The organism is Trichocoleus desertorum AS-A10 (assembly GCF_039962155.1).
In the GTDB taxonomy this organism is placed as follows: Bacteria; Cyanobacteriota; Cyanobacteriia; order FACHB-46; family FACHB-46; genus Trichocoleus.
Genome location: NZ_JAMPKN010000027.1, coordinates 14,024 through 36,621, shown reverse-complemented (window position 1 = coordinate 36,621; position 22,598 = coordinate 14,024). Strand labels below are relative to the sequence as shown.

General features: G+C 49.0%; 11 protein-coding genes. All 11 read right to left on the bottom strand.

What is annotated here, in order from left to right; translation table 11 throughout:
• Window positions 1-113 precede the first annotated feature (113 nt).
• Window positions 114-1,832, bottom strand: a complete 1,719-nt coding sequence (locus tag NDA01_RS23505) for a DUF262 domain-containing protein (RefSeq protein WP_348229891.1) — start codon at window positions 1,830-1,832, stop codon at window positions 114-116.
• Between the two features lie 168 nt (window positions 1,833-2,000).
• A complete protein-coding gene (locus NDA01_RS23500; protein ID WP_348229890.1) occupies window positions 2,001-3,440 on the bottom strand; it encodes an ABC transporter ATP-binding protein/permease in 1,440 nt (479 codons plus the stop codon).
• A 24-nt stretch (window positions 3,441-3,464) separates the two neighbouring features.
• Complete coding sequence (locus NDA01_RS23495; RefSeq protein ID WP_348229889.1) at window positions 3,465-3,764, bottom strand: hypothetical protein; 300 nt, start codon at window positions 3,762-3,764, stop codon at window positions 3,465-3,467.
• 44 nt (window positions 3,765-3,808) lie between these two features.
• Complete coding sequence (locus NDA01_RS23490; RefSeq protein WP_348229888.1) at window positions 3,809-4,276, bottom strand: hypothetical protein; 468 nt, start codon at window positions 4,274-4,276, stop codon at window positions 3,809-3,811.
• Between the two features lie 212 nt (window positions 4,277-4,488).
• Window positions 4,489-7,161, bottom strand: a complete 2,673-nt coding sequence (locus NDA01_RS23485) for a DEAD/DEAH box helicase (RefSeq protein ID WP_348229887.1) — start codon at window positions 7,159-7,161, stop codon at window positions 4,489-4,491.
• Window positions 7,158-11,144, bottom strand: coding sequence for an Eco57I restriction-modification methylase domain-containing protein (locus tag NDA01_RS23480; protein WP_348229886.1), 3,987 nt, complete (start codon window positions 11,142-11,144; stop codon window positions 7,158-7,160). The genes NDA01_RS23485 and NDA01_RS23480 overlap by 4 nt, the downstream gene beginning before the upstream one ends.
• Window positions 11,145-11,156: 12 nt before the next feature.
• Window positions 11,157-14,384, bottom strand: a complete 3,228-nt coding sequence (gene drmD / locus NDA01_RS23475) for a DISARM system SNF2-like helicase DrmD (protein ID WP_348229885.1) — start codon at window positions 14,382-14,384, stop codon at window positions 11,157-11,159.
• 330 nt (window positions 14,385-14,714) lie between these two features.
• Window positions 14,715-15,584 carry a GNAT family N-acetyltransferase gene (locus NDA01_RS23470; protein ID WP_348229884.1) on the bottom strand — a complete coding sequence of 290 codons (870 nt, stop codon included), beginning with the start codon at window positions 15,582-15,584 and terminating at the stop codon, window positions 14,715-14,717.
• A gap of 215 nt (window positions 15,585-15,799) precedes the next feature.
• On the bottom strand, window positions 15,800-19,093 hold the full coding sequence (locus NDA01_RS23465; RefSeq protein WP_348229883.1) for a plasmid replication protein, CyRepA1 family: 3,294 nt from the start codon (window positions 19,091-19,093) through the stop codon (window positions 15,800-15,802).
• Window positions 19,094-19,826: 733 nt separating this feature from the next.
• Window positions 19,827-21,197: a helix-turn-helix domain-containing protein gene (locus tag NDA01_RS23460; RefSeq protein WP_348229882.1), complete on the bottom strand. Its 1,371-nt coding sequence runs from the start codon at window positions 21,195-21,197 to the stop codon at window positions 19,827-19,829.
• A gap of 906 nt (window positions 21,198-22,103) precedes the next feature.
• A complete protein-coding gene (locus NDA01_RS23455; protein ID WP_348229881.1) occupies window positions 22,104-22,493 on the bottom strand; it encodes a hypothetical protein in 390 nt (129 codons plus the stop codon).
• Between the last annotated feature and the right edge of the window lie 105 nt (window positions 22,494-22,598).

The following is a 22,598-nucleotide window of genomic DNA, read 5'->3' as shown; positions in this document are numbered from 1 at the left end:
CAGTGTATTCCAGCGATCGAGTTGCTCCTTGGCCGGCGGAATAGCTCAAGTGACGGAGTAGGGAGTGAAGTAGTTTCTATGTCGGTAGCTATTCGAAAGTCAAGCCAGTTTTGTCAGGCAGCAGTAGAAGCGTGACTTACGGAACCATCCAACCGCCAAAGTTGCTTTAGCCGCTTGAGAAGTTCTCTTTGTCGGCGCTCAATGACGTCAGGAGTCCATTTCTGTTCTTTCAATACCTGGGTTGTGAGGGCAAAGGGTGCAACCCCATCGCTACCAGTAAAGTACTTCTCTTTTTTGGCCTCAAACTCAAAGTTTTGAGCCTTACTGTTCTTAGAGCGGGAAAGTAGCACTAGGTTACCTAGACGATGAACATGCTGATTTCTCAGGTCCTCGTTAGGAAACCATTTCATCCATTGACTATTCACATTTGGATTTTGGGGCAGAACGTGCTCGACTGTAATTTTAGGGAAAGTATAGATCGCTTCTCCATTAGATAAGGTGGTATCGAGGCGTAATAAGACATATAGGCGAGTCTTGGTGTTGCAGTAGATGTCACCATTTAAGTTTTCAACTATAGAGGTGCATTCGTTTGAAGTCAGTTGTAGTGGAGAATTTGGAGCATACAAATCTGCATCTTTTTCAATGCTTGCAAGTAAATTCCCGTAGCGTTTGATGCGATCGTTAATGTTGGAGCGGCGAATCATGAGCCCGGAGGCTAATCGATCGAGGTCTCGGAAGAAGCGCAGTACTTGGTTCGGCTGGTGGCGATATTTAGATAAATAGAGGATAGCTGGGGGAATCCAGTCAGCGTTATCAATGCGATTCAGGTACTTGAACAGTGTATTGATCTCTTCAGAATTTTGGATGCTTTGGTAGTCAGCATCTGCAATATTGGCATAAGCTTCTGCCAAAGGGCAGAGAACCGTATCCATGAAATGAGCAGGTTTATCGCTTGGTTTTACATGCTCGCGAAATTCCTTGAGAACGCTATCTTGAGACTTGGCTTTACGATGGATCATGCGAATGTGGGAAAAAAGGTCTTGAAAAGCCTCTCTTCCCAGCAGTTCTTCGGCATCTTCCCACTGTTTGTTATAGACTTCTTGCTGAGTTTCTGGGATTCGACCAATGATTTCGGATTTGAGGATATCCGTATGGGATAGATCTAGCCCCCGATCGTTGAGAACCGAAAAAATGCGATAGGCAGAATCCAGATCGGGTGTAGAAACAATAACTAACAGACAACCCGTGATAATAAATTGAGCTAACCGGAAACACTGATCAGATGGAATCTGTTCAAGTCGCTTTAGGAATATGAGCGCATTGTCTCGAATGTGAGCCTGGCTATCGGTTAGAACTGCATCTTTTAATCCAACTAGTTTTTTAAGGCCGCCTTGGTCTTGGATGTATTTTTGAAAAAAATTCGCATCTCGATCACGTAAAGTGAGACGGTAGCGGTTCTTGTTACCCGTGAATTCATCTCCCTCCTCGTAAAGGAATTTGGTCAATCTGTCTGGATTACGTTCAGGTGGAAGTACCTCACGCAGGACAGCAATAAGGATAGCCAACGTTGTTAAGCGCTGTTGCCCATCAACTACCTCTGCTTCTGGGAAGCCTTCAGGTTTGATCAGGACGATGCTGCCCAGGAAATAAGGGTTAATTTCATTGATGGGATCGTCGCTATCGCCTAAAAAGCCTAGTAGGTCATCTAACAATGCTTCTGCTTGCTCAGTTTCCCAAGCATAAGGACGTTGATAGAGGGGAATGAAGAAAACGAAGTCATCACAGAAGACCTTTTGAACAGGGTACTCCGCACCGTGGATTTTAGTTGGCATGGTTGGCTTATAGGGTTAACTAACTGTGATAAATCAGGCTATTGGTGTTTAGCAGGGAATCGGGGGAGTGACCTAAGTCTCTTGAGCTGGTCTAGCAAAGTGGGCAGTAATGTTGTAGACCCTGAGCATCGTTTTAATAATGTCTCTGAATGCTCGAAATGACTTTCTCTAGAGAGCTAAGCTGTCTCTCTGATAGGCGAACTTTGCAACCACCCCTGCAATGACTCCATAAAAAATGAGCCAACCAACGTGGAGCAAAAGTTGATTATCATAATCCATGCCCGCAGCAAACTGAATAATTTCTCTGTAATGGAAGAATGGAGAGGCAACAATTAGATCCTTGATGTAGGCTGGATTTTCAATAGGAATCAAACCACTAGAAACGACTCCCAATGGAATTAAAAGCGCCGCAATTGGGTCAAGCGCTTTAGGTGAAACCACATAGCCTAAGGCAAGACCAAGAATTGCAAATGGAATAATGCCTAGAAGTAGACCAGTACCAAGGACTAGCCATTGAGCTAAACTTTGTTCTGCCCCAAACTTGAAAATACCAATGGCAAAAATGGTAGAAAGACTGCATATTAGAACAACCATATTTGAAGCAAGCTTGGCAGCGATATAAACGCTTGGCCTTAGGGGTGTTACCTTCAGCAGTTTCAGCCATCCTTCAACCCGTTCAATCGCAATACGCTTGCCTAAACGCTCAAGCGAAAATATTAAGAGGCTGATTGTGCTGAAGAGAACAATCCCGTTGTGGAGTTTCTCAACATCATTACCTAATGGCATAACTGCTATTAGACCTGAAAATAGGAAAACTCCTGCAAGGTAGGTTGGAGATCTAAAGAGCTGTAGCATTTCTGCCCAGGTTTGGTGAATCAGTACCTTCAAAGGATTTGTCGATTGGTGAACCAAAGAACTAACCGATTGATCCTTAATAGGTACTTTCTGTTGAGATTGTTTATCGTAGGTCAGTTTTCCGTCTGCCAAAGTGATGATGTGGGTAGCGAGACTCTGAAGCTTGTCTTGATCAGATTTAATATGAGTGACCATTAAAATTGTCACTCCATTCTTCTGACAGTGCTCAACCTGCTGCCAGAAGGCCTCTTGACCTTCTATATCTAGATTTTTGGTAGGCTCGTCTAAAATCAGCAGCTTAGGATTGCCGACAAGTGCGATCGCAAAGTAAAGCCGTTGCTTCTGTCCACCTGCCAAATCGCTGGGGAAGGCATTTTGTTTATCTGTCAGACCAACAGTTTCAAGGATTGCTTGCGTTGAAATGGCATTAGGGTAGTAGCTTCTAACCAGGTCAACGAGTTCTCTAACTTTTAGACTACTAGGCGGTGTAACCTCCTGAAAAACTGTGCCTATTTGGAGCTTAGATTCTGGAGACTTGGGTGAAGTCCCAAAGAGTTTAACGCTACCGCTATCCGGTTCTTGCAATCCAAGAATAATCTTGAGCAAGGTGCTTTTGCCTGCACCATTGGCACCACGCAACACAACAAAATCACCTTGCCGTACTGTCAAATCAACGTTCTGTAAAACCATTCGTCTGCGAAACAGACCTTCTTGAAATCCTTTGGTGACGTTTTCTACTTTGATGAGGTTCATAGTTATTAGTCCTAATTTGTTTTCTTAGCGAAAGGATTGGAATAGCCACCAAGCAGCAACGCCAGCAGCGGCAGCAGGTATTAGAGGTACCCCTATTAAAGTCAGTGCCACAAGCACAATTGCACCGCCTGCAAGTGACAATGGATCAGGACCTTGAGGAATAACGTGATCTGTAACGACATTAAATTTGATCAATACGATAAAGACGGCTCCGAAAACGAGAAGGAAAAACCCGGCTTTCAGAATCCGAGTCATAAATATAGGAAGGCTAAGCCAAGCAAGCTTTATCGTGGACCACTGAATGCTGTTTGAGGGATTTTCCATAGTTTCTCTCTAAATAGTTTGAACAAGGTTTTCGGCCATGCTGCTTAACTGCCAGACGAAAGAAGTGTGCTTGCAGCTAACCACACAATAATTCCGACTCCAGCCGCGATCACAATTGGAGTTTCCATCACAGCTAGACCCACTACTGCTATAGACCCAGCAGCCATCCCTACCAAATTTGATGAAGCACTATTACTACTGCTCTCTTCCTCACCCTTTTGGGGGCTTGGTTCAGTGGATACAGTCCTTGTAACCGCTTTTGTCGTTTGACGATTAGCTTCTGAAGCTTTTTCTGTAGGTTGAGAAGATCCAAAACTATCTGAAATTTCTGGTGGACATCCTTTTGCTGAAAGGTCTGTCCACTCCAGAAGAGGTTTACAGGAATGCTGAAGCTGTATGGTGTATACAGTCAGCAGTGATGCCCAACTTACTAGCAGCAAGACGCTAAGAGATTTGGCTGCCTGATGCTGAAGTGAGGTTAACCAAAGAGAAACCTGATTGGTTGCCTGCATGAGTAAAAGGTAGTGTGTACTCTCAAACTAAACCCCTTGAGAAAACAGCAATAGCAGTTATTCTTCTAAAAGATTTTTGTTCTTTTCTAGGGTTCCCTTTGTCTTTAAAGGATTCACACTGCTATCGGTTTCTATGAAGAAAAATGGAGCCAGCTTAAGGAAAATAGTTAGTTGAAAGGCAAAGGTTGCAGTAACAAAGCTGGTAGAAGCTTTCAGATCAGATCGTTCAGTCCACGTTTCCAATTGCAACTAGAACGGCTACAGGTGAGGAATATCTGTCCTGTTTCTCCACTTTGTGCACCACGCAGGGATGAACCGCAGGCTTCACAGGTGCGTCCCATGAATTGGGCATAAAGAGTTGCGTCTTGCCGATTCATGTTTCGTCCCTGGTGGGGATGTCTGACACAAGTGATACGGGGATGAGAATATCGATTTTGAGCAGGTTGGGGCCAGAGGGGCTGAGCACAAAGTTCACAGGAGCCAAATGGAGCTTGATCGCCTGCGAGCTTTTGTGCCACACTTGCTCCGCTATCGGAAGGAGTGAGCTGAAAAAAGGTGTAAAGAAGATTTACTGTGTTGGAAAGGTTGATTTTGAAAACAGGAACTTGGGCATTGGGACTGGTGTATACCCAGAGAGTTTTCTGATCAATGCCAACAATGCCCATACTGCTAAAAGAATCGGCGCGCCATACTCGGGTGTTAGGCAAGCCATTAACAATGGATGCTGCTTCTGAGCCACGCACAATTACATTCAGTCCAGATCGCAGCGATGCTAGAGAGAAATGTTGAGCGGGATAGAGCCGTGTGGGCCAGTCAATCGCAACGGCATGTTGGGCAGCAGCAAGATCCTCCTGGATGGCCAGCCGAGCGGCGGTTGGATTGGGATAGATCGTGACACCGGGCAGGGCAAATTGCCAGGGAACAGAATTGGATGCATCGGTAAATATTAAAGGTAGAACTTGAGAGCTACTGCGAAGGCGATCGCTAAATTTGCGAAAGATATTGAATGAATCTAGCTGTTGCCGTAGGAAAGAGTCATTAAATAGCCCAATAAATTTGCCTTGGGCACGGCTAATGGCAACGTTGGCAAGCCGAGCGGCGGTACTTTGGGGGCCGCCTTGTAGCAACTTTCCTATTTTTTTCTGGGGAGTGCTATCAACCGCATCAAAGATGATTAAATGCTGCTCAGATCCTTGAAAGCGGTGAACAGTTGATGCTTTGACTTGTTCTTGTTTCGTTTCTTTTAAGATGCGATGCAGTAGACGAGCTTGAGCTTTATAGGGTGTGATGATGCCGATACTTTCTGTTTCTGCTTGCTGGGCTTTATAGGCAATGTCTGCGGCGATGAGAGCAGAGATGAGGTTGAAGCGGCTGTGGTTTTCTTGGTCGCTATAGCAAAAGGCAAAAGCACCGCTGAGATCGTAGAAGATGAGGGACTTCCCTGGGTTTGGTGGAGCATCGACGATCGCCTGTGTATCAGCTTGCACTGTCTCGCCATCTTTAAGCCAACTACTGTAGAAGAGGTGGTTGGAGACTGCGGCAATGGTGGGGTGCATCCGATATTGAGTTTGGAGGAGCACCATGCGATCGTCGGGTTGCTCGCGGTTAACGCGATCGATGATGCCTGACTCTTCAAAAATGTCGCGTTGCAGCCAAGTTTGAGTATTGTCGGTGTCAGCCTGAGAGATGGGGCCTAGTTGGCGGAAGTCACCAAAAATAGCGATACGACGTTTTGCTAATGTTGCGGCATAGGCACAGTGAGGAATGTAAGCCATGCTGGCTTCATCAATGATGACTGCGTCAAATTGGCGTTCGTAAATCTCCTGGGCGATCGCGGCCTTCGACAGAGTACAACCGACCACCATTGCTTTTCGGACTAGCTCAGATTCCCTCTGGCGTAATTGTTGTTTCAGAGGTTGCAGCTTTTCCCGAATTTGGGCAATTCTCTCTTGCAGGTTGTTCTTTTGGAGAGTGGTTAAATTAGAGGCACGAGATTGTCGAGCCAGCTCTCTTCTCTGCTGTTCAAGAGTCTCAATCTCTTCAATCAGTTGAGGATTTTGTTTTTTGGCAATGCCCCGAATATTTAGTAAAGGGTATTTATCGTAAGTACCAGGGGTCGCAATGCCAAAGCGGAGGATCAAGCCTTCTCTGTAATAGCTAGATTGGCAGAGGTATTCACCAAGGCTTTTCATCGCGGCATCTACCGCTGTGTTGCTGTGGGCGAGTACTAGAACAGATTCACCTGCATGAACCAGAGAAGCAACCGTCAGCCCAAGCGTACTCGTTTTTCCGGTTCCAGGTGGCCCCCAGATAAAGCTCACTGGATGTTGGAGAGTATGAGTAATGGCTTCGGCTTGATAGGAATTATATTTAAGGGTCTGTTGAATTTGAGCTTCGATGCGAGGGGCAAAGTCACTAAATTGACTGTTGTTAGTTGAGGCAGATTTGGTTGAGCTGCTTAGCAAGTCTACGGCGAGTTGGCGGTTAGCGTTTTTGCTAGCGGTCGCGGTATCGAGGCGTTTCTGTAATTCCTGAAGTAGAAACCAGGGTTCGGTTGTCATCCGGGCAGATGGCACCTGCTCACCAATGTTTTTCTCAATGGCAATGAGGAGATCAAAACCTTCGATCGACAACAGAATTCCCGGATAGCGTTGTTTTTGATGAACGAGATCAACTGGCGTATCGTCAGGAAAGCGAATTTCGGTGTCTGTGGTGAAGGAATAAAGGTGCTTGCCACTCCGCTTACCAAGATGGCGACCATCGGTGATGGTGGTGGTTTGTCCACCTAACTTTCGTAAGGATTTAATCTCATCACCAAGAGCCTGATGGAATTGCTTTTGATACTTTGTGAATGGTGAGGTAGCGACTGAATTCGTAGAGGTCATGGCTTGGTGGTTTCCTCTGCGCTGTTAAACAGAGGCAAATCACCATAAGCAGTAGCGGACGCACGAGCTGACGTTTTGGTTTTGGTGTCAACTTTACGCCGGGGGGTACGACCTAATTTCTCTTCCTCAGCCCGTTCTTGGTTGAGTTTCAGCAGGCGGGCAAGGACTTCATCATGGACTTCTTCGGGCCAGCGGTAGCGCCAGGGTTTCTTACGTTTGCTAGTGCCTTCGTCGTCGTCTTCGTAGTCGAGCAGGAATTCACAGTCGGTGGGGATGTCTGTCCAACCGTAGGCATCGAGGACAGCACGATCCATCTGGGCATGGAGTTCGCGCAGTTTGAGGATGTCGGGGTTGGTTTCGTCAGGGTCGTGGAAACGGTTGTAGGTAGCAGTGAGTCCTTCGTTGTGGCGCACCATTAGATCGGCGCGGAATTCGTAGTAAGCTTTGCCTGCGGCTTCGAGGGTGAGATCGTTTCCCCAGTTAGGAGGAAAGGGAAAGGTTTCAAAGCAAGTCGATGGAGTATAGCGAAGTAAATCTAATGCAGTACTACTAAAAAATCGTCCCCAAATATCATGGGTGCGAGATTGGAGAACAGCGAAGGCAGAATATGAACTAAATGCAAAAACTACTAGCTGTTCTGAACAGACTATAGAAGTTGGTAAAAAAACAAAAGCTTCTGACCTTACTCTGGAAATGACTAGAACTCTATCTAGCGAATGACTAGCCTCCTTGAGACTAGGTCGATCTGTATGCCACTGCCACCATCGTTTAGCTAATGCTTCAGATTGAGAATTCTTAGGTCTACTCTCTCGATCTGGTTTTACCTTAGATTCGACAATTGCAACAAGCCGAGGGTATCTTTCTCTGCATTCCTCAAGACTCATTCGTCCAAAACCAATAACATAGCGTTTAGGTGTGAATGATGGGGAAGCGTTAATCTCTGCTCCGCTGGCGTATGGGAAAATAACTTCTGAATAGCTGGTATCACTGCTAATAATTTCATGCATAACTCCAATTGATGTCGCATCAATGGAATTATCTTCAAACAAAAATCCCTGTCCACTAGTATTACAGCCTTGGAAGCTCTTTCTAGAATTCTCAATTAATTCAGTAGGATTATTATTTCCACCTGTATGAAATAAGAAGGCTGTAATCACATCAACAGCTGTTCCATTGAGTATTTTGGTTCCTTGATATGATCCTTTATAAATATTGATAACGCTTACTACTACGCTTGCTAATCCAGGCCATTTTACTCGCTTATATGCCCTGTAAATTGTGCCTCCATTATTACAAATGAACCTTAAACCAGTAGTGCGTGTATCTCCTTGAGCAATAGTATTTGTGGCAATTAAACCAAGAGTTCTATCTTTGCGAAGCAAATTAAAAGCTCGTCGGAAAAAGTGGGCAACAAGGTCTCCATTACCATGAGATTCAACGTGCTGTGTTATGAACCAGGATTGATATGTATGCCCGAAAACCGTAGATATCCTGTTACCACCTAAAAATGGCGGATTACCTACGATCGCATCAAATCCTGGATTCTCTCGTTCAAACACTTCAGGAAACTCTAATTCCCAGTTAAACGGCTGTATTGCCTTGGTTCCCGTTGTTAATCTGGCAGCAATTGCTTGAATCTCTGATTCATCTACCAATTCCTTCTCATAACCAATCAACTTACCGCCAAATTCCTCACGATATTTTTGCCGTTGTTTGGCATTGTCACCCGCAAAAAAAGAAGCAACTGCAACTTTTGCAGTTAATCGAGCAGGTTTCAGCGTCCGATCCACATCCTGCAATAATGCCTGTTTTGCCTCCGCATCCCCATCCGTCCGCGTATCCGAGGTTTGAATCTGCTGTCGATATGCCAGAGCCCTCGTTGCCGATTGCTTGATCAACCGCTTGTGGTCTTCAAAAAACGTCGGTTCATAGGCGGCACTCGCCCCAAAGCTACCAATCTCCGCTCTGGTCAACCCCACCAACGAATCACCACACTTGAGCGCATGATCCAAAAACGTAAACGGCAAGTCTTTTGCCAGCGTCACCAACCACAGCGACAACCGCGCCAGGTTCACCGCAAACGGATTCTTATCCACCCCATACAAACACCGATACGCCACCAATCGCCGCGCTACCACCACATCCTCCACCGTTTCCGGCAGATCCGCAGGCTTCCCGTGATAATTCCAGGCTTCCACCAGCTTGTCTGCCAACTGCCGACAGGCTTCCACCAAAAACGCCGCAGAACCCATCGCCAGATCGCACACCTTCAGATCCAACAACTGCTCTGGTGTGGGATGCTCTCCTAAATTCTTCAGCACAGGTTCCAGCGTTTTCTCCACGATCGGCTGCGTCAACTTCCGAGGTGTGTAGTGAGATCCCGATCGCCGCCGTTCCTCTCCCGGTTGCAAAAACAGACTGCCTGCCGCTAACAAGTTAGGGGTTCGCAGTGAAACCCGCCGACCAATGGCAGCGGCAATGTCTTCTGCGGTTTTTGCCTCCTTCAACTCCTTCAGGGCTGCCCCTTTCAGTTCACACTCTGCCGTTTTCAGGAGATTAACACGATCGGCTGGCTTTGCTGCCAAAATCTTGTCTACATCAACCACCACATCCTTCGGGCGAACGGCGATCGATCGTCCGTGGGCAATCTCCACCTCGTAACCCATGATCGCCTCATAGACCGAGCCAATCTGCTCAACGTCAAGGGCACGATAGGACAGCCGCTCCCCATCCAGCACCAGCAGCTTATCCAGCATCCGGCAAATCACCCCATCTGAGATGCGAGGGGCTTCAATTCTGCCGAATGTGGCAAAGTGAGAAGCGATCGGGCGACCTTCCAAAAACGGATACTCATCGGGGTCAAATAACTGCCCATGCCGCGCCGGAAGGTACTCTTCGGTGGGTCCACCCCCGTCATACACCAGACGAAACAGACTCAACAGCGTCGCCCACGCCCCATACCGCTGATCCATTGTGTCCGGGTAGTTGCCTGCATCCTCTCGCAACTTCTCATACAGCCCCGACACCGCGTAGTTGCGCTGATACACTTCATCATCTGGCATCAGTCCTTCATCTTCGGCATACAGCAGAAACACCAACCGCATCAAAGTGGCGATCAGTCCTCCATAGATATGCTGTGGGTCAGTTTCAGCTAGCTCTCTGAGGATCTTTTCATTCACTGCCGCATCCGCCGCCTGAAATCCTCGCAGCAGTTCCCACAGCGCATCTAAAACCTGACCCGACAGCTTGGTTGAAACTTCTGCTTGATAGTTACGGCTATCCTCTAACAGCCGCTTCAATCGTTGATTTTCAGGCACATTAAACAGCCGATCCTCCCCCAGCAGCAGATCGAGCGCACCCAAGATCAACCGCCCCGGCACCTCCGTCATCGCTTGGATTGGAAAGGTCAGATGCCCAGAAGACTCCCCCTTAGGCGCGTAGACCAACCGAAGCTCTATCCCATTTACCAGCAGTCCTGCATTAACGCCCGTCTCCCGCAGCAACCGCTCAAACTTAGCTTGAATGCTGGCTTGCCAGCCATGCCCGTTTGTAGTGGCTGGATCATCCTCATCAAAAGGCAACCCCGGCGCAACTTCCTGAATCAAAAGAACCCACTGATCGCTGTCCGGATCACGAACCGCATACGTCGGCTTCAATACCTCCCCGTAACTGGGCAAAGACACCGATACCTCTTCTGGCAAGTCATCTTGGTTGGATGCGCCGATGAGGTCACGATCGCGCCACCCAAAAATCTTTTGCGTAAATGCTGGGAAGTTCTCAATCCAGGCGATCTTGTCATCCTGATGACGAGGAATAGGATCTGTTGAAATGACTGCTAACAATCGATCTTGTAGATCGACCGGTCTGCTGCGATCGATCACTGCTTGCGCTTTGATCAATGCTGGCGGTGAAACGACCAGACCCACAGGTTGTAGCAGACCCAACCATTCTTTGTGTCTGAGGATGTCTAAATCAGTTGCCATTGTTCCCTCTCCTCAATTCGACACAGGCCACAGGTAAATAATTCCCACAGGCTCAATGCGTTCCGCCTTGACCTGATACGTCTGTTGAATTCGCTTTGGCTCAGTCAAAATTTCTGTTTCTAGCTGAGTGATCCTGACCTCCCAATGCCGCCGATCGGCCTCGATTTGCCGCATTTCTTCGGGATTGAATAAGGACAGCTGCTGGATTTCGTATTGCTGAAACTGCTTCAAGATGCGATCGCGCTGCTCTTCTAGCAACGTTTTCATTTCTGCCGCTTCCTTTTCACCCCGTTGCTCCAACTTGCGTTTAGCGCGATCGCTCAGCTCTGTGGCACGGCGCTTTAGGTGAGACAACAAATCCTCTACATCGCGTGTAGTATGGGGCTTAAGCCGCTCTACCAAAGCAGGTGGCACTTCTCTTAAGCGAGGATGTGCCAGCGAATCCTCCAGAATTTGCATTACATCTTTTTTCTCGCCTTCACTTAAGGGCCGTAACCGTCCTCTCCCTCGCGTTTCTGGCTCAATCCAGTCTGCTGCCACTGAAATAATCTCGTCATGAAGTCGGGCAGCGCGATCGCCATATAGGGATAATCTGCCCAGAATTAGCACCCGTGGGATCGGGTCATCGGTTCGACAGACACAAGCACGAGTCAACTCGTCGTGCAAAAAGCCTTGAGAGAGAAATCGCCCCAGCAGTCGTTGGACGATGCGATGCTCCAGGTGTAGGTGAACGACCTTGCCATCAAGAGAACCAGGATCGCGAAAGACCACTGGACGAATTGGTGCTTCTTTGCGCCAATCCCAGAGCTTTTGCGTCTTTTGCCGAGGAGCCCGTAGCGTGTCCAGTGTGGTTGCCCAGGTTGGATCGGCTCCCGCTTGCTGGTCTAAGGCTGGGACAGACCACTGGCTACCCTCTTCCTCTACTAGCGCTGCTGCCTGCAATGATTTCAGTGGCTCAGCCCCGATGAGTTCTAAGGAGACAGATAAGGTGTCGCGGAAATGGCGATCGTCTAGCCCTAGCCACAGCTTGGAATCCCTGAGCATGGTTTCCAGTTCCACCTGCTGCTGCCGCAGTTTGTCCTGCCGCTGCCGAATCGCTTCTAACTCTTCTCTGATTGCCCCACCCCGTTCTTTGGACTCCCCATCTGCCTGGTCAGCTGAGTTGATCGCTTCTGTTAGCTGTTGTACATCAGCCTGCCGGATGCCCTTGTCTAGTAGCTGAGACACATGCTTCTCAACTACTGGCGACAGGCTCCCCAGTTCCTCCTGGATCTGCTTGGTCTTTTTCACCAGTACATCGAGCACCCGATCTTCTACCCGTTGAGACAGCACAAAGTAATGGCAGCGGACTTCGGGTTCGCGTTGAAGTTTACGGTCGATCCGCCCATTCCGCTGTTCCATCCGACTGGGATTCCAGGGCACATCGAAATGGAATAAGTCCGCGCAATAATTCTGGAGATTTACCCCTTCCCGTGCAGCATCAGTAGCAATCAGAATTCTTAAAGGATGTTGGGCAGGGTCAGTATTGAATGCCTGTTTAATGTACTCCCGGCGTTCTTCCCCCATTCCCCCGTGGAATGTATCAATGCGATCGTGCTCCCGGTGGGAGTTGGCAATGATGGCTCCAAGTTGCTGCTCCAAGTAGCGCTTAGTATCGGTGTACTCGGTAAAGATGAGGACCCGCCGATTTAGCCACTTTGCCTCTGGTGTTCCCAGGGAGGGACACAGATTCTGTCGTATCCAGGTTTCTAGCTTTTTAACTTTGCTATCCGGCTGATGACGCGCCTTTTCCGCAATCTGGGTCATCGCCTCCAACAGGTCTAACTCCTGCTGTGAAATAGCTGCACCAGAGGCTTGAGTTGCCTTCTCCATTTGGGTGGCTTCTTCATGCAGCACTTCGTCTTCATCCAAGTCTGCTCGATCATCATCTGCGCCTGGAGACTCTTGCAGGAGGGTTAAGCCTCGTTGAGTAATTGGTTGCTGTTCCGCTTGCCGCTCAGTTGCCTTACGGTGAACTCTTAACGTTCGGGCAAAGGCTTCAATTGAGGACAGCAGACGCTTCTGGAGAGAGGTCATCACCAACATCGCAGTCGTCTGGGTGGCTTTGGGAGCATCCTGCAATCGCTCTTCCCGACAAGCTCGGTATTGTTGGAGCAACCGAGCCAGCTTCAACTCAGGCGAGTCTTCCGGCAAACCCTTAATGACTACTGGAATAACTTCTCGCTTTGGGAAGTCAGCACTATTGATTTCTCGCAAATCCTGCTTGAGCCGCCGCACCATTACTGCGTCGAGCAGCTTTTTACTGCGAACCGGTACTCCTCGACAGAACCGTTGTGGGTCTAAAATTTCTAGCAGGGCAGCAAAGCTGTTGGAGTGCCCATTATGGGGTGTGGCAGACAGGAACAGTTTGTGTTCAAACCGAGGGGCAAGGTCACGTATCGTTCGGGTCAATTGAGAATCGATCGCATAGCGAGAAGCACTGGCAGGAGCCGCATTATGGGCTTCATCCAAAATCAGCATCGACCCCGCTGAAAAATCCTGTAGCCAGTCACGCAAAGGAGCCGCATAGGTTTCGTCCCGCAGCAGCGAATGGGAAATGATGAAGCGGGTATGGGTTTTCCAGGGATTGATGCCATAGCCCCGCTCTCGTCGCTTGGAAGCAACAAAGTCGCGATCGTAAACGATAAACGTTAGACCGAAGCGGCTTTCCATCTCATCTTTCCACTGGCGTACCACCGAGGGCGGGCAGGAGATGACGACTCGCTTAATCTTCTGCCGCAGCAGCATTTCGCGTAGGATTAAACCCGCTTCGATTGTTTTTCCGAGTCCTACGTCATCCGCAATAAACAGATTCACTCGTGGCATTCTGAGCGCTTTTCGTAGAGGCTCTAGCTGATATGCCTTTACCTCAATCCCAGCTCGATAGGGAGCTTGAAATAGCTTCGGGTCCGTAGCCGTGACACAATTCCACCGGAGGGCGTGCAGGTAAGCCGAAAAATAACGGGGATTATCAAAGCCTCGACTAGCAACCGATTCCCAAGACGAAGCCTCAAGGATCTGAGCATCAATTTCGCGTTCCCAAAAGACCTCTAGCGTGTCACCTTGAGCATCATCCTCAAGACACGCTAACCGCACCCTGGTATCACCTGTCGGTGAAACGGAAGGAATCACGTCTTCAACCAAGTACTGGCGTGAACGAACTCGAATAATTTGCCCAGGTTCGAGAATCGCAGATGTCATTTTTATTCCTTGACAAACGGTGATCTGATGCCGCTCCGTCCAAATCTTTGATGAGGGAAGTAAGTAGTCTTGTTTTCTTGAAGACGTTTTGCTCCAAAGTTAGGTTGCCCAGTTTTCTGACTAAGCATCTAAACGAGCTGCATTATGACTATGAGGCAATTAATCACGCTCTCGATGTCAGAGCAAGATAGAACCCGATTAGAAGCGATCGCGGGCGAACAGGCAGGGTCTAAAAGTCTAGCAATGTAGAAATCTCAAAAATTTCTGCCAATTGCAAAGTATGAGGTTGTGTTGTTCCCTTTAGTCACTCACCAATTGTTCGTTGGTAGGTCACTCCCGCCTCTTCTCGTAAACCCAGAATTCATCCGTTGGAGAAGCAAGATAGCCTGCCTGCTCTAGTCCAGCTAGCAGATGATTCGTCTTTGGAAAGAAACCACTGACTTTGGGATACTTTAGATGAACTGCCAGATGTCTCGTCTTTTGTAGCAAAACAGGAAGACTATCAACAGTTCCGGCGATGAACCCGACCCACAATGTTGAATCAGCACTCTCCAAATGACTTTGAATCAGCAAGCCCTGTAACTCGTGATCCTGCCAGTACCCCCAAACTTTTCCAACCCGTAATCGCTCCTGTAACTGCTCAAACGTGAGCGTTTGCCATTTAGCACCTCGACAGACAAATAGAGGGGGCGATCCGTGAATCTGATGGATCAATTGCCAAGCAACTTCACAGTCACTCTCCTGGAGTTGGCTTAGTGGCTCAATCGGTGCTGCGATCGCTTCCGCAGAATGCTCTACATAACAGGCAATCGGTTGATAACCCCGTCGCTTGAAGATTTCTGGCATAGCACTATTCCAACTGGCCACACAGCAGCGAATGGTCGAAATGCTCTTGGTTTGAAAATAGTGCTCGATTGCAGGGTCTAAACAACGAACTACCCCCTGCCCTCGGTACTGCGGATCGACTCGTAATGCCTCCCACCATCCTTCCTGTTCAGATAGTTGTACGACTCGCGTTATGCCGATCGGCTGGTCGTTAAACACAGCTACCAGAATCTGCCCACAAGGCTCTGCCAGCCACTGATCCCAAACAGCGTCGATATAGTCCTCTTCATGAGACCAGGTATGGCGACAGAAGCTCAAAACAGCGGTTTTATCCTCCGGTTGAGCTGGACGTACAATGATGTCTCTAGGCTCCATATTGTTTAATCCCTTAACCCTACTGTGTGTCTCAATGGGAGAGAGACTGAATTAGTAGCTGAAGTTTCCATGCAAGAATATTCACTCTGTCTAGCTTTGGATAGTGAAGAATTTTCAATATTAAAAAGCTCGGATATTTTTGGGAAAAGTAGGAATTCCCTGCCTCTAGAATCCTCTACTCCCATGAGGCGTAAGGCGAGAACATTTAAGTAAGTTTAAGGAATCCCCTCTTCACCCACCAGCCTCAGCTCATTCAAGGGCACTGTACCTTCCTCTGTGCCATGAGGATACTCGAGTCGGGCAGTGGCTCCCTCTAATCGCTTCACAATCCAGTAGCAAGCCTGCTGTACCCGCTTCACCAAACTCCCAACCTCAATTCTTGGTCCCTGGGGGCTATCCTCTTCCCTTTTTCTGCCGCTTGCCTGCTCCGGTGTAAGGCATTCTCCTGTCTGAGATCCTTTGATTTGAAGGTTTCCTTTTAATGCTGTCTCTACTCCGTTTGAGCCACCTGCCGATTGGTTTGAAACATATATATCAGGGGGTGGATCAGAGGGAGCGATCGCAATCGTTATGGAAGGCGCTAACCCTCCTTGGGTGGGCTGGATAGGGGTATCTCGCTGTTGCCACTGGGCAAAGATGGTCTCTCGCCCATCCTCGGGGGGTTGGTACTGGTAAACTCTGGTGCCCCCGCGTCGGCCATCGGGGGCGACATCGCGTCCCATACAGGTTAATTTCAGCCCCAATTTGCCCAGTAAGGCCTGTACAACCTCGATCGGCGTCATCTTCTCGGAAATGGTGAGATTCAAAACCGCTTTGAGGTCATGCGAGTACTGAACCGCGTGGTGGCGGAGCTGCTCCACATCGGCATCCCTGGCTCGTATGGATTTCTCTGGATTTAGGAGGTTGAGCACCCCCAGCGCCTTCAGCGTTTCAACTTGAGCCGTGAGCAGGCGCACATCCTGTAACGCTACTTTGCCGTCACCGCGTTCGAGGTGTCCTTGCCATTCCTTGAGGTCCCGCAACTGGACCAGGGCGGGGTCATGGGTGAGGTAGTAGTGCAGCTTGAGTTGGGCATACCAGCCCTCATCATCTTTAATCTTCAGCTCCGGGGTGATGGGAATGGCATAGCGGCGCTCCAACTCATACTTGTGTTGAGCATGGCGTTCATCTGCAGTCTTAGCCCGCTGGTCTTTGAGTCGCTCATACTCGCTCGCGCTGATGACGGGGGCAGAGGCGATCGCCTCTGCTTCTCTCAGGCAACTCATTTCCTGAATCCCTTTGATGTCTTGAACCACCTGTTCTGCCACGGTCTCATCTAGTGGCTGAAGCAGGTCATCGGTGACGGTCGTGACTTGGTGTCCTTCCATCACTAAGCCATTGCGGAACTCGTTTCGGTAACTCCACAGCGATACATTCACGCGGGCTGCCATCTTGGCCCAACTCCGCAGCGTGATCGGGTCGGTTTGGGCGTCAAGGTCAAAATCGACTTCCTTGAGCAGGGTAATGCTGTACTTCACTGCTTTGGTGGTGGAGTGAATCACGTCCTGATAGCTGCAACTGCCGTTCCCCACTTTGCCTGGACCAAATCGGGCTGCCCAAATGAACCGAGGGACCGGCTCTCGAACTCGGGCCAAGGCCTGCCGGGATTCGGCATCGGGGGTCACGCCCTGGAAGATGCCAAACACGGCTTTGAAATGCCCCCATACATCAATGGAGACACCAGTGCCAATGGTTGGGGTTGCCAGGACGATATCGTAGCCGGTGATGGCTTGATTGAGTCGTTCCACCATCCCGTAGGCGGGGTGCTGGGAGTCTGCGACGCTCTCAGAGTCGATGCGGAGAATCCGTTTGTCTGGGTAGCGCGATTGCAGGTACGTTTCGAGGTTCTTAGAACTCCACCGACTGCGGACCTTTTGGGAGTCCAGGGCGACGAATACGGCTCCCTGGGCAATGAAGTCTTCCATCCGCGCAATCAGTCTCGCTGGGTTCTTGGTGTCGTAGAACGACACGGCCCATCCGGTTTCGGGTCGCCATTGGTTCACCACTATCCAAGGTGCGATCGCGGCTTCAGCTAAGCCTAGGAGATAGTCAATGCTGACATCTGAGAGGTCAGCATCTTGAGCAATGATGAGGCCCCCACTGCCCAGTACGACCTGCACCAGGTCGCGGAGGGTTTCTAGGATCTTGACTCGCTGCTCATAACAGGTGCTGGAGTTGAGGGCGTGCCATAACACTTGCTCGACTTCATCGAGGATGACGATCGCCCCTTTCCAGAATTGGGGATTGAAGCGAGCTTGGGAAGTGGGATGCAGCGAATCAATACAGAGTCCGTAGCCGAGCAAGCCCTGGGTATCGGATTCCTTCACCTCCTCAATCCAGTCAATGCCGAGGCTGTCGCAGATGGCACGACCTAACTGGATGCGGTGGGTGATGACCAGAACTTTCCGTCCGGTGTGGGTCGCTTGGCGAATCAAAGACTGGAGCGCCGTCGTCTTCCCAGTACCCTTGGCGCTTTTGATGCAGGCCAAACCGGAACTGGGGTAGGGCAGCTCACCCAGGTAAGGCGTGTCTATGGTGAGGGTGGGTTGATAAGTTAGTGACCAAAGCTGTGAGGCGAGCCAGAACTGCAGGGGCAGGGCAGCGTCATAGAGGGCAGCGAAGGGCTGAGGCCCCTGAGCCACAATCAAGTCATCCACGCCTTTTTGCGGACCGGGAAGGGAGAGCACCTGAACCACGCATCCGGCACGCTCCAGCAGCTTGCCCAGTTTGGTGGTGGCTAGGGTGAGGTCTCGAATGGTTTTGGGTTTGGTTTCATAGTCGAAGCAAATGTAAACCGAGCGCTCAGCCGTGGCAAAGTGAGCGAGCTCGGGGATAAGCGACTGAGGGTTTCTGCGGTAGCCGTTAAAGATACCGGGCAGGGCGATCGCGGCGTATCCCTGCGTCAGTAAACAACCTGCTTTCTTCTCGCCTTCGGTGAGCATGACGGGAACGTTGTTCTCCCAAACCCAGTGCCAGAAACCGAGAGGGCGATCTTCGGGGGCGATCGCTAGGTTGTAGCGCTGAGCGACTTGGTTCCAGATATGGGGCGGGACATCCAGCAGGACCAGGCGACTCGAGCCAGGACCGAGGCTGGGGCTGAGGTACTTGGCAGGCTTGCCTTTGGCGCGATCCAGGACCGGGGTAGCAGCATCTGGTTTGAAGCGGCCCCAGTCCATTGGTTGCCAGCGGTTGAGCGGGTCAACTCCACTGACCCACCAACCGCGCAGGTGGGAGCGGGGTTTTTGCCCGAAGCGGGTAATGTTCCAGTTCAGTCGCTCGGCGATCGGGAAAAGACTATCGGCGTAACTGCTGGTAGCCGTGTCGGTGAGGGTTTCAACGTTGAGCGCAATAATGCCGAGGTCAACGCCACTCTCTTGCCATTCTTGAACATGATCTGCGGCGGCTTGGGAGAACCGACCTGACTGGGTTTTTTGAAGGCTAGGTGTAGAGGCAGGTGTCGGGTTTCCCAAGAACAAGGAACTTAAATTGCTACTCTTACTTTCCAAGCGATGGACCAACATAGCTCTCTGGGGTGAAACCTGACATTTCTGCCTCAAAAGAGTAGCACCCTCGATTTTTAGACTAAAGAAAGTGAGATCTGATCAAATTGATCAATATGATCAGACAAGTACTAAAGCCTGAAAAGATTACTACGCAAGGGTTTCAAAAATCTTGCGTATCACTCAGTGGAAGTTTCCGTATCACTCAGTGGAAGTTTCCGTATCACTCAGTGGAAAAAAATTAGTACTTTTAAGTACTTAAGGATAGACATAAAAAAGCCAAACCCCTTGTCTAATAAAGAATTTCGCAATTTCTGAATTAGTACTTAAATTGGCTGTTGCGTATCACTCAGTGGAAAAAAACGAGTACTTTAGACGTTTTTAGGCATTTTTCTGCCAAAAATTATTGGAGGAATAGGTCCGCGTATCACTTGGTGGAAGTTATCAAGTACTTCCTGCGTATCACTCAGTGGAAGTTTTTGAGTAACTTTGCCGATTCCTGCTGACTAACGTGGAGAGCTTGATTTTAAGCGTATCGCCTAGTGGAAGTTATCAAGTACTTCCTGCGTATCACTCAGTGGAAGTTATCAAGTACTTCCTACTTAAAACCTTTGAAGGTAGCTAAAAAGCAGCTCTTTAAAGGAGTATCAGCGTATTACCTAGTGAAAGTTTCCAAACACTTTTTGTACTCGTTCTACTGGGTCTAATGAGAAATTCTTAGAATTCTGCTGAGACGTTCAGCATACAAGGGCTTGAGGGGTTTGTCCTGCAACTTATTCTCGATGTTGCGAACCCAACTCTGGCTCATCCCCATCGCGATCGCCACATCCATCTGGCTCAATCTTGCTTCTTGGCGCAGCTTCTTAACCATAGCGCCTGTTAATTTTTGATCTGGAAAAGCCTCGTCCTCGATAACTTCTGTATCGATAGTAATGATATCTTCTGAGGCATTAGGTGCTAGAAGCTTCCTGCCACCGGGTTTAGAGAGCTGTTTGGTTATCTCAGCTTTGCTTTTTTCAAATCGGACTAATTCTCCCTCAATAGGCGCGGGTGGGATGATAATGACGATTCCTTGAAGCCAAGTATCAAAGAAACCATCTGGCATTCGCTGCTCTTGGGTAGTACTATCTGCTGATTCAAATTCGTCGCCCACTCCCTTTGGTGCTACCGCCCAACTAGGCAGTAGGTCTTTGGGAAAGCTTTCATCGAACTGGATGGCAAATTTAACCTCGGTTAAGTCTTCCAGCAAAATGTAGAACCGTTTGACGAAGCGGGAACGTTTTAGCTTCTCCTTCCGAATCAGGTCAACTTCCTGAACTGACATGACAGCTTCCAGCAACGTCTGAATACGGTATTTTCCGCTGGGGTGGGAACGCCGATTTTGAATCAGATAAAGTGCCAGTGCTGCTGCCAATTCCTTTTTGTAGGGGTCGATCGAGAGTACATCTTGATTAATGAAACCGTATTGATACAGCGCAGTCCGCCGCTTCTCCCCTTCTCGATTGAGAAAGTTGCGTGTCCACTGGCCCGCCTGAACTTCAACTTCAACTTCAATCAACTCACCCGGATTGCCATTGATGTCGTTCTGATACTGCTCTTTGACATTCACAATCCAGATCAGCGATCGCTCAATAATGGTCAGATCTAAGTAGCCTTCCTGCCACTGAATCTTGGCACCCAAAGTGCCTAATACCCAGGCTAGATCTGCGATCGCCTTCAACTTGTCGGCCTTTTTAAGTTTGTTACCTGTATGAATCCTCAGAATTTTGATCAGGTCACTCCCCAGAAGGGTGAACGTTTCTTTCCAGGGCTCTTCCTGTTGAGCGGCGTAAGTCGCGAAAACCGCATGGAGGCGAGCAGCATGGATGCCGTAAAGCCGTAGAATTTCTGGTTCAGCGAAGCTGGTGATGAAGCCAGGTTGATGCTTCTGTTTGTTGAGGATGTAAAACTCGATGTGCCGCCCCTTACCGAAAGAGCGACGAAAGTAAAGGCGGTTCTGTTCGTATTCGCTCCAATCGGGATGCCGCAAAAAAGCCTGAGTTGCACTAATAACAGGTGCACCTGTTGCCGTCATTTCAACCTGCTTGTGCGTGAACAGGGGGAATTTGGTTTCAGAGAGTGTCCGCGCTCGACTGGCCCGTTTCCTGCCACCCTTAGCTGGACGTACAGCTATTTCGCTGAGTTCTAATTGAGACTCGGTGTTTTTGGCTTTTGAACTTTTTGACTTACCGTTTGAAGGCATTAGTTCACCTAGTCAATGGGTGGTCAGATCAGAACTAGAAATAACAGTGACTGGATTACGTTTTCGAGTCAGTATTTATTCCTTTTCTCTTTACTTTTACTCCTGAAACAATTGTTTGGGTTATTGTACTGCCTTGGATAGCTGAAACCCATTATTTTTTCAAGCGATTGACGACAAACCGTTAGCGTCGATGAGCGCGGCTCAGGGCACAATTGGGGTTTTAATTCATGACTCAACAGTGATTTAGTCCAAACTAAGCTCAATAGGTGCGATCGCTGGGATGTTCAGCCTTTCAGCTAAACTTCGGTTTACACAACTGCTCAGGTTAGAACGCAGGACTTCCATCTAGTAGCTAAAACTGTTTTCGCTCAGTTCAGCCATCGCCCCTCTAATTTTCCCGATCTGAGAATGCAACCAAGCCACCGAGATGAGCATTACCCCTTTCCCCTTCACTTAACTCAAGCGATCGCGTAGCAGTACGGCTGGATTGTCATCATGATTTGCTGGAGCGTAAGTAAAGAAATTACTAATTTCCCTGTAAGTAATGGCGATCGCTCTAGCGTAGGAGGGACGGTTGCTTTTTATTCGGAGGGGTGGCTGTACTCTTGAGCGACTGCGGCGACCTTGTAAGGGCAGGGATGATGTTTTACTGTGGTTTGCTGCAACGTGAGAAAGAATTCAGTACTAGAGCGATCGCCCCGCTTGGTAGATGCAGGAGCGAGCGCTTTTTTTGACTAATTAGAATGGGCAGCCATCCTCAGGAGTCCAGGTTTCATTGATTTTCCAGCAAGCATCAAAGTGGTTGCGGACAATGCGAGTAATGAAGGCAAAGCGATCGTTGTTAGTTACGAGGTCCACGAGCCGTTCATTACCTTGGCAATCTTCAAGTTGGATGATTAACCGGATGGGCTGTTTCGTGAGCGGACGGTCTTGATCTATCACCGAGAGATAGGTGTAGCCATCTGCTAAGGAGAGGCTGTCGATGCGGGCTGGAGCAATAGAACGAACTTGCTCCTCTAGATAGGTTTCAAGTTCTAGTTGAGCTGTTGCTTGAATGCGGCCAAAGCCCAGCTCTTCTTCAGCAAAAACAGGCGCGATTGGCTCGACGCGGTCAGGTGCGTATACCATAGTGGTTAAGACCTTTGGCTTAAGGTTTATTTCAGAGAGAGGGCGGTTCGTTTTCCAGGCGTGACCGTCTTCTCTTCGCACTATAGTAGCGCTACTTTAATGCAA

Coding starts and splice junctions, on each gene's coding strand:
- NDA01_RS23500 (WP_348229890.1), bottom strand. CDS start 3,440: ATGAACCTCATCAAAGTAGAAAACGTCACCAAAGGATTTCAAGAAGGT.
- NDA01_RS23480 (WP_348229886.1), bottom strand. CDS start 11,144: ATGGCAACTGATTTAGACATCCTCAGACACAAAGAATGGTTGGGTCTG.
- NDA01_RS23485 (WP_348229887.1), bottom strand. CDS start 7,161: ATGACCTCTACGAATTCAGTCGCTACCTCACCATTCACAAAGTATCAA.
- drmD (WP_348229885.1), bottom strand. CDS start 14,384: ATGACATCTGCGATTCTCGAACCTGGGCAAATTATTCGAGTTCGTTCA.
- NDA01_RS23455 (WP_348229881.1), bottom strand. CDS start 22,493: ATGGTATACGCACCTGACCGCGTCGAGCCAATCGCGCCTGTTTTTGCT.
- NDA01_RS23505 (WP_348229891.1), bottom strand. CDS start 1,832: ATGCCAACTAAAATCCACGGTGCGGAGTACCCTGTTCAAAAGGTCTTC.
- NDA01_RS23490 (WP_348229888.1), bottom strand. CDS start 4,276: ATGCAGGCAACCAATCAGGTTTCTCTTTGGTTAACCTCACTTCAGCAT.
- NDA01_RS23495 (WP_348229889.1), bottom strand. CDS start 3,764: ATGGAAAATCCCTCAAACAGCATTCAGTGGTCCACGATAAAGCTTGCT.
- NDA01_RS23470 (WP_348229884.1), bottom strand. CDS start 15,584: ATGGAGCCTAGAGACATCATTGTACGTCCAGCTCAACCGGAGGATAAA.
- NDA01_RS23460 (WP_348229882.1), bottom strand. CDS start 21,197: ATGACGGCAACAGGTGCACCTGTTATTAGTGCAACTCAGGCTTTTTTG.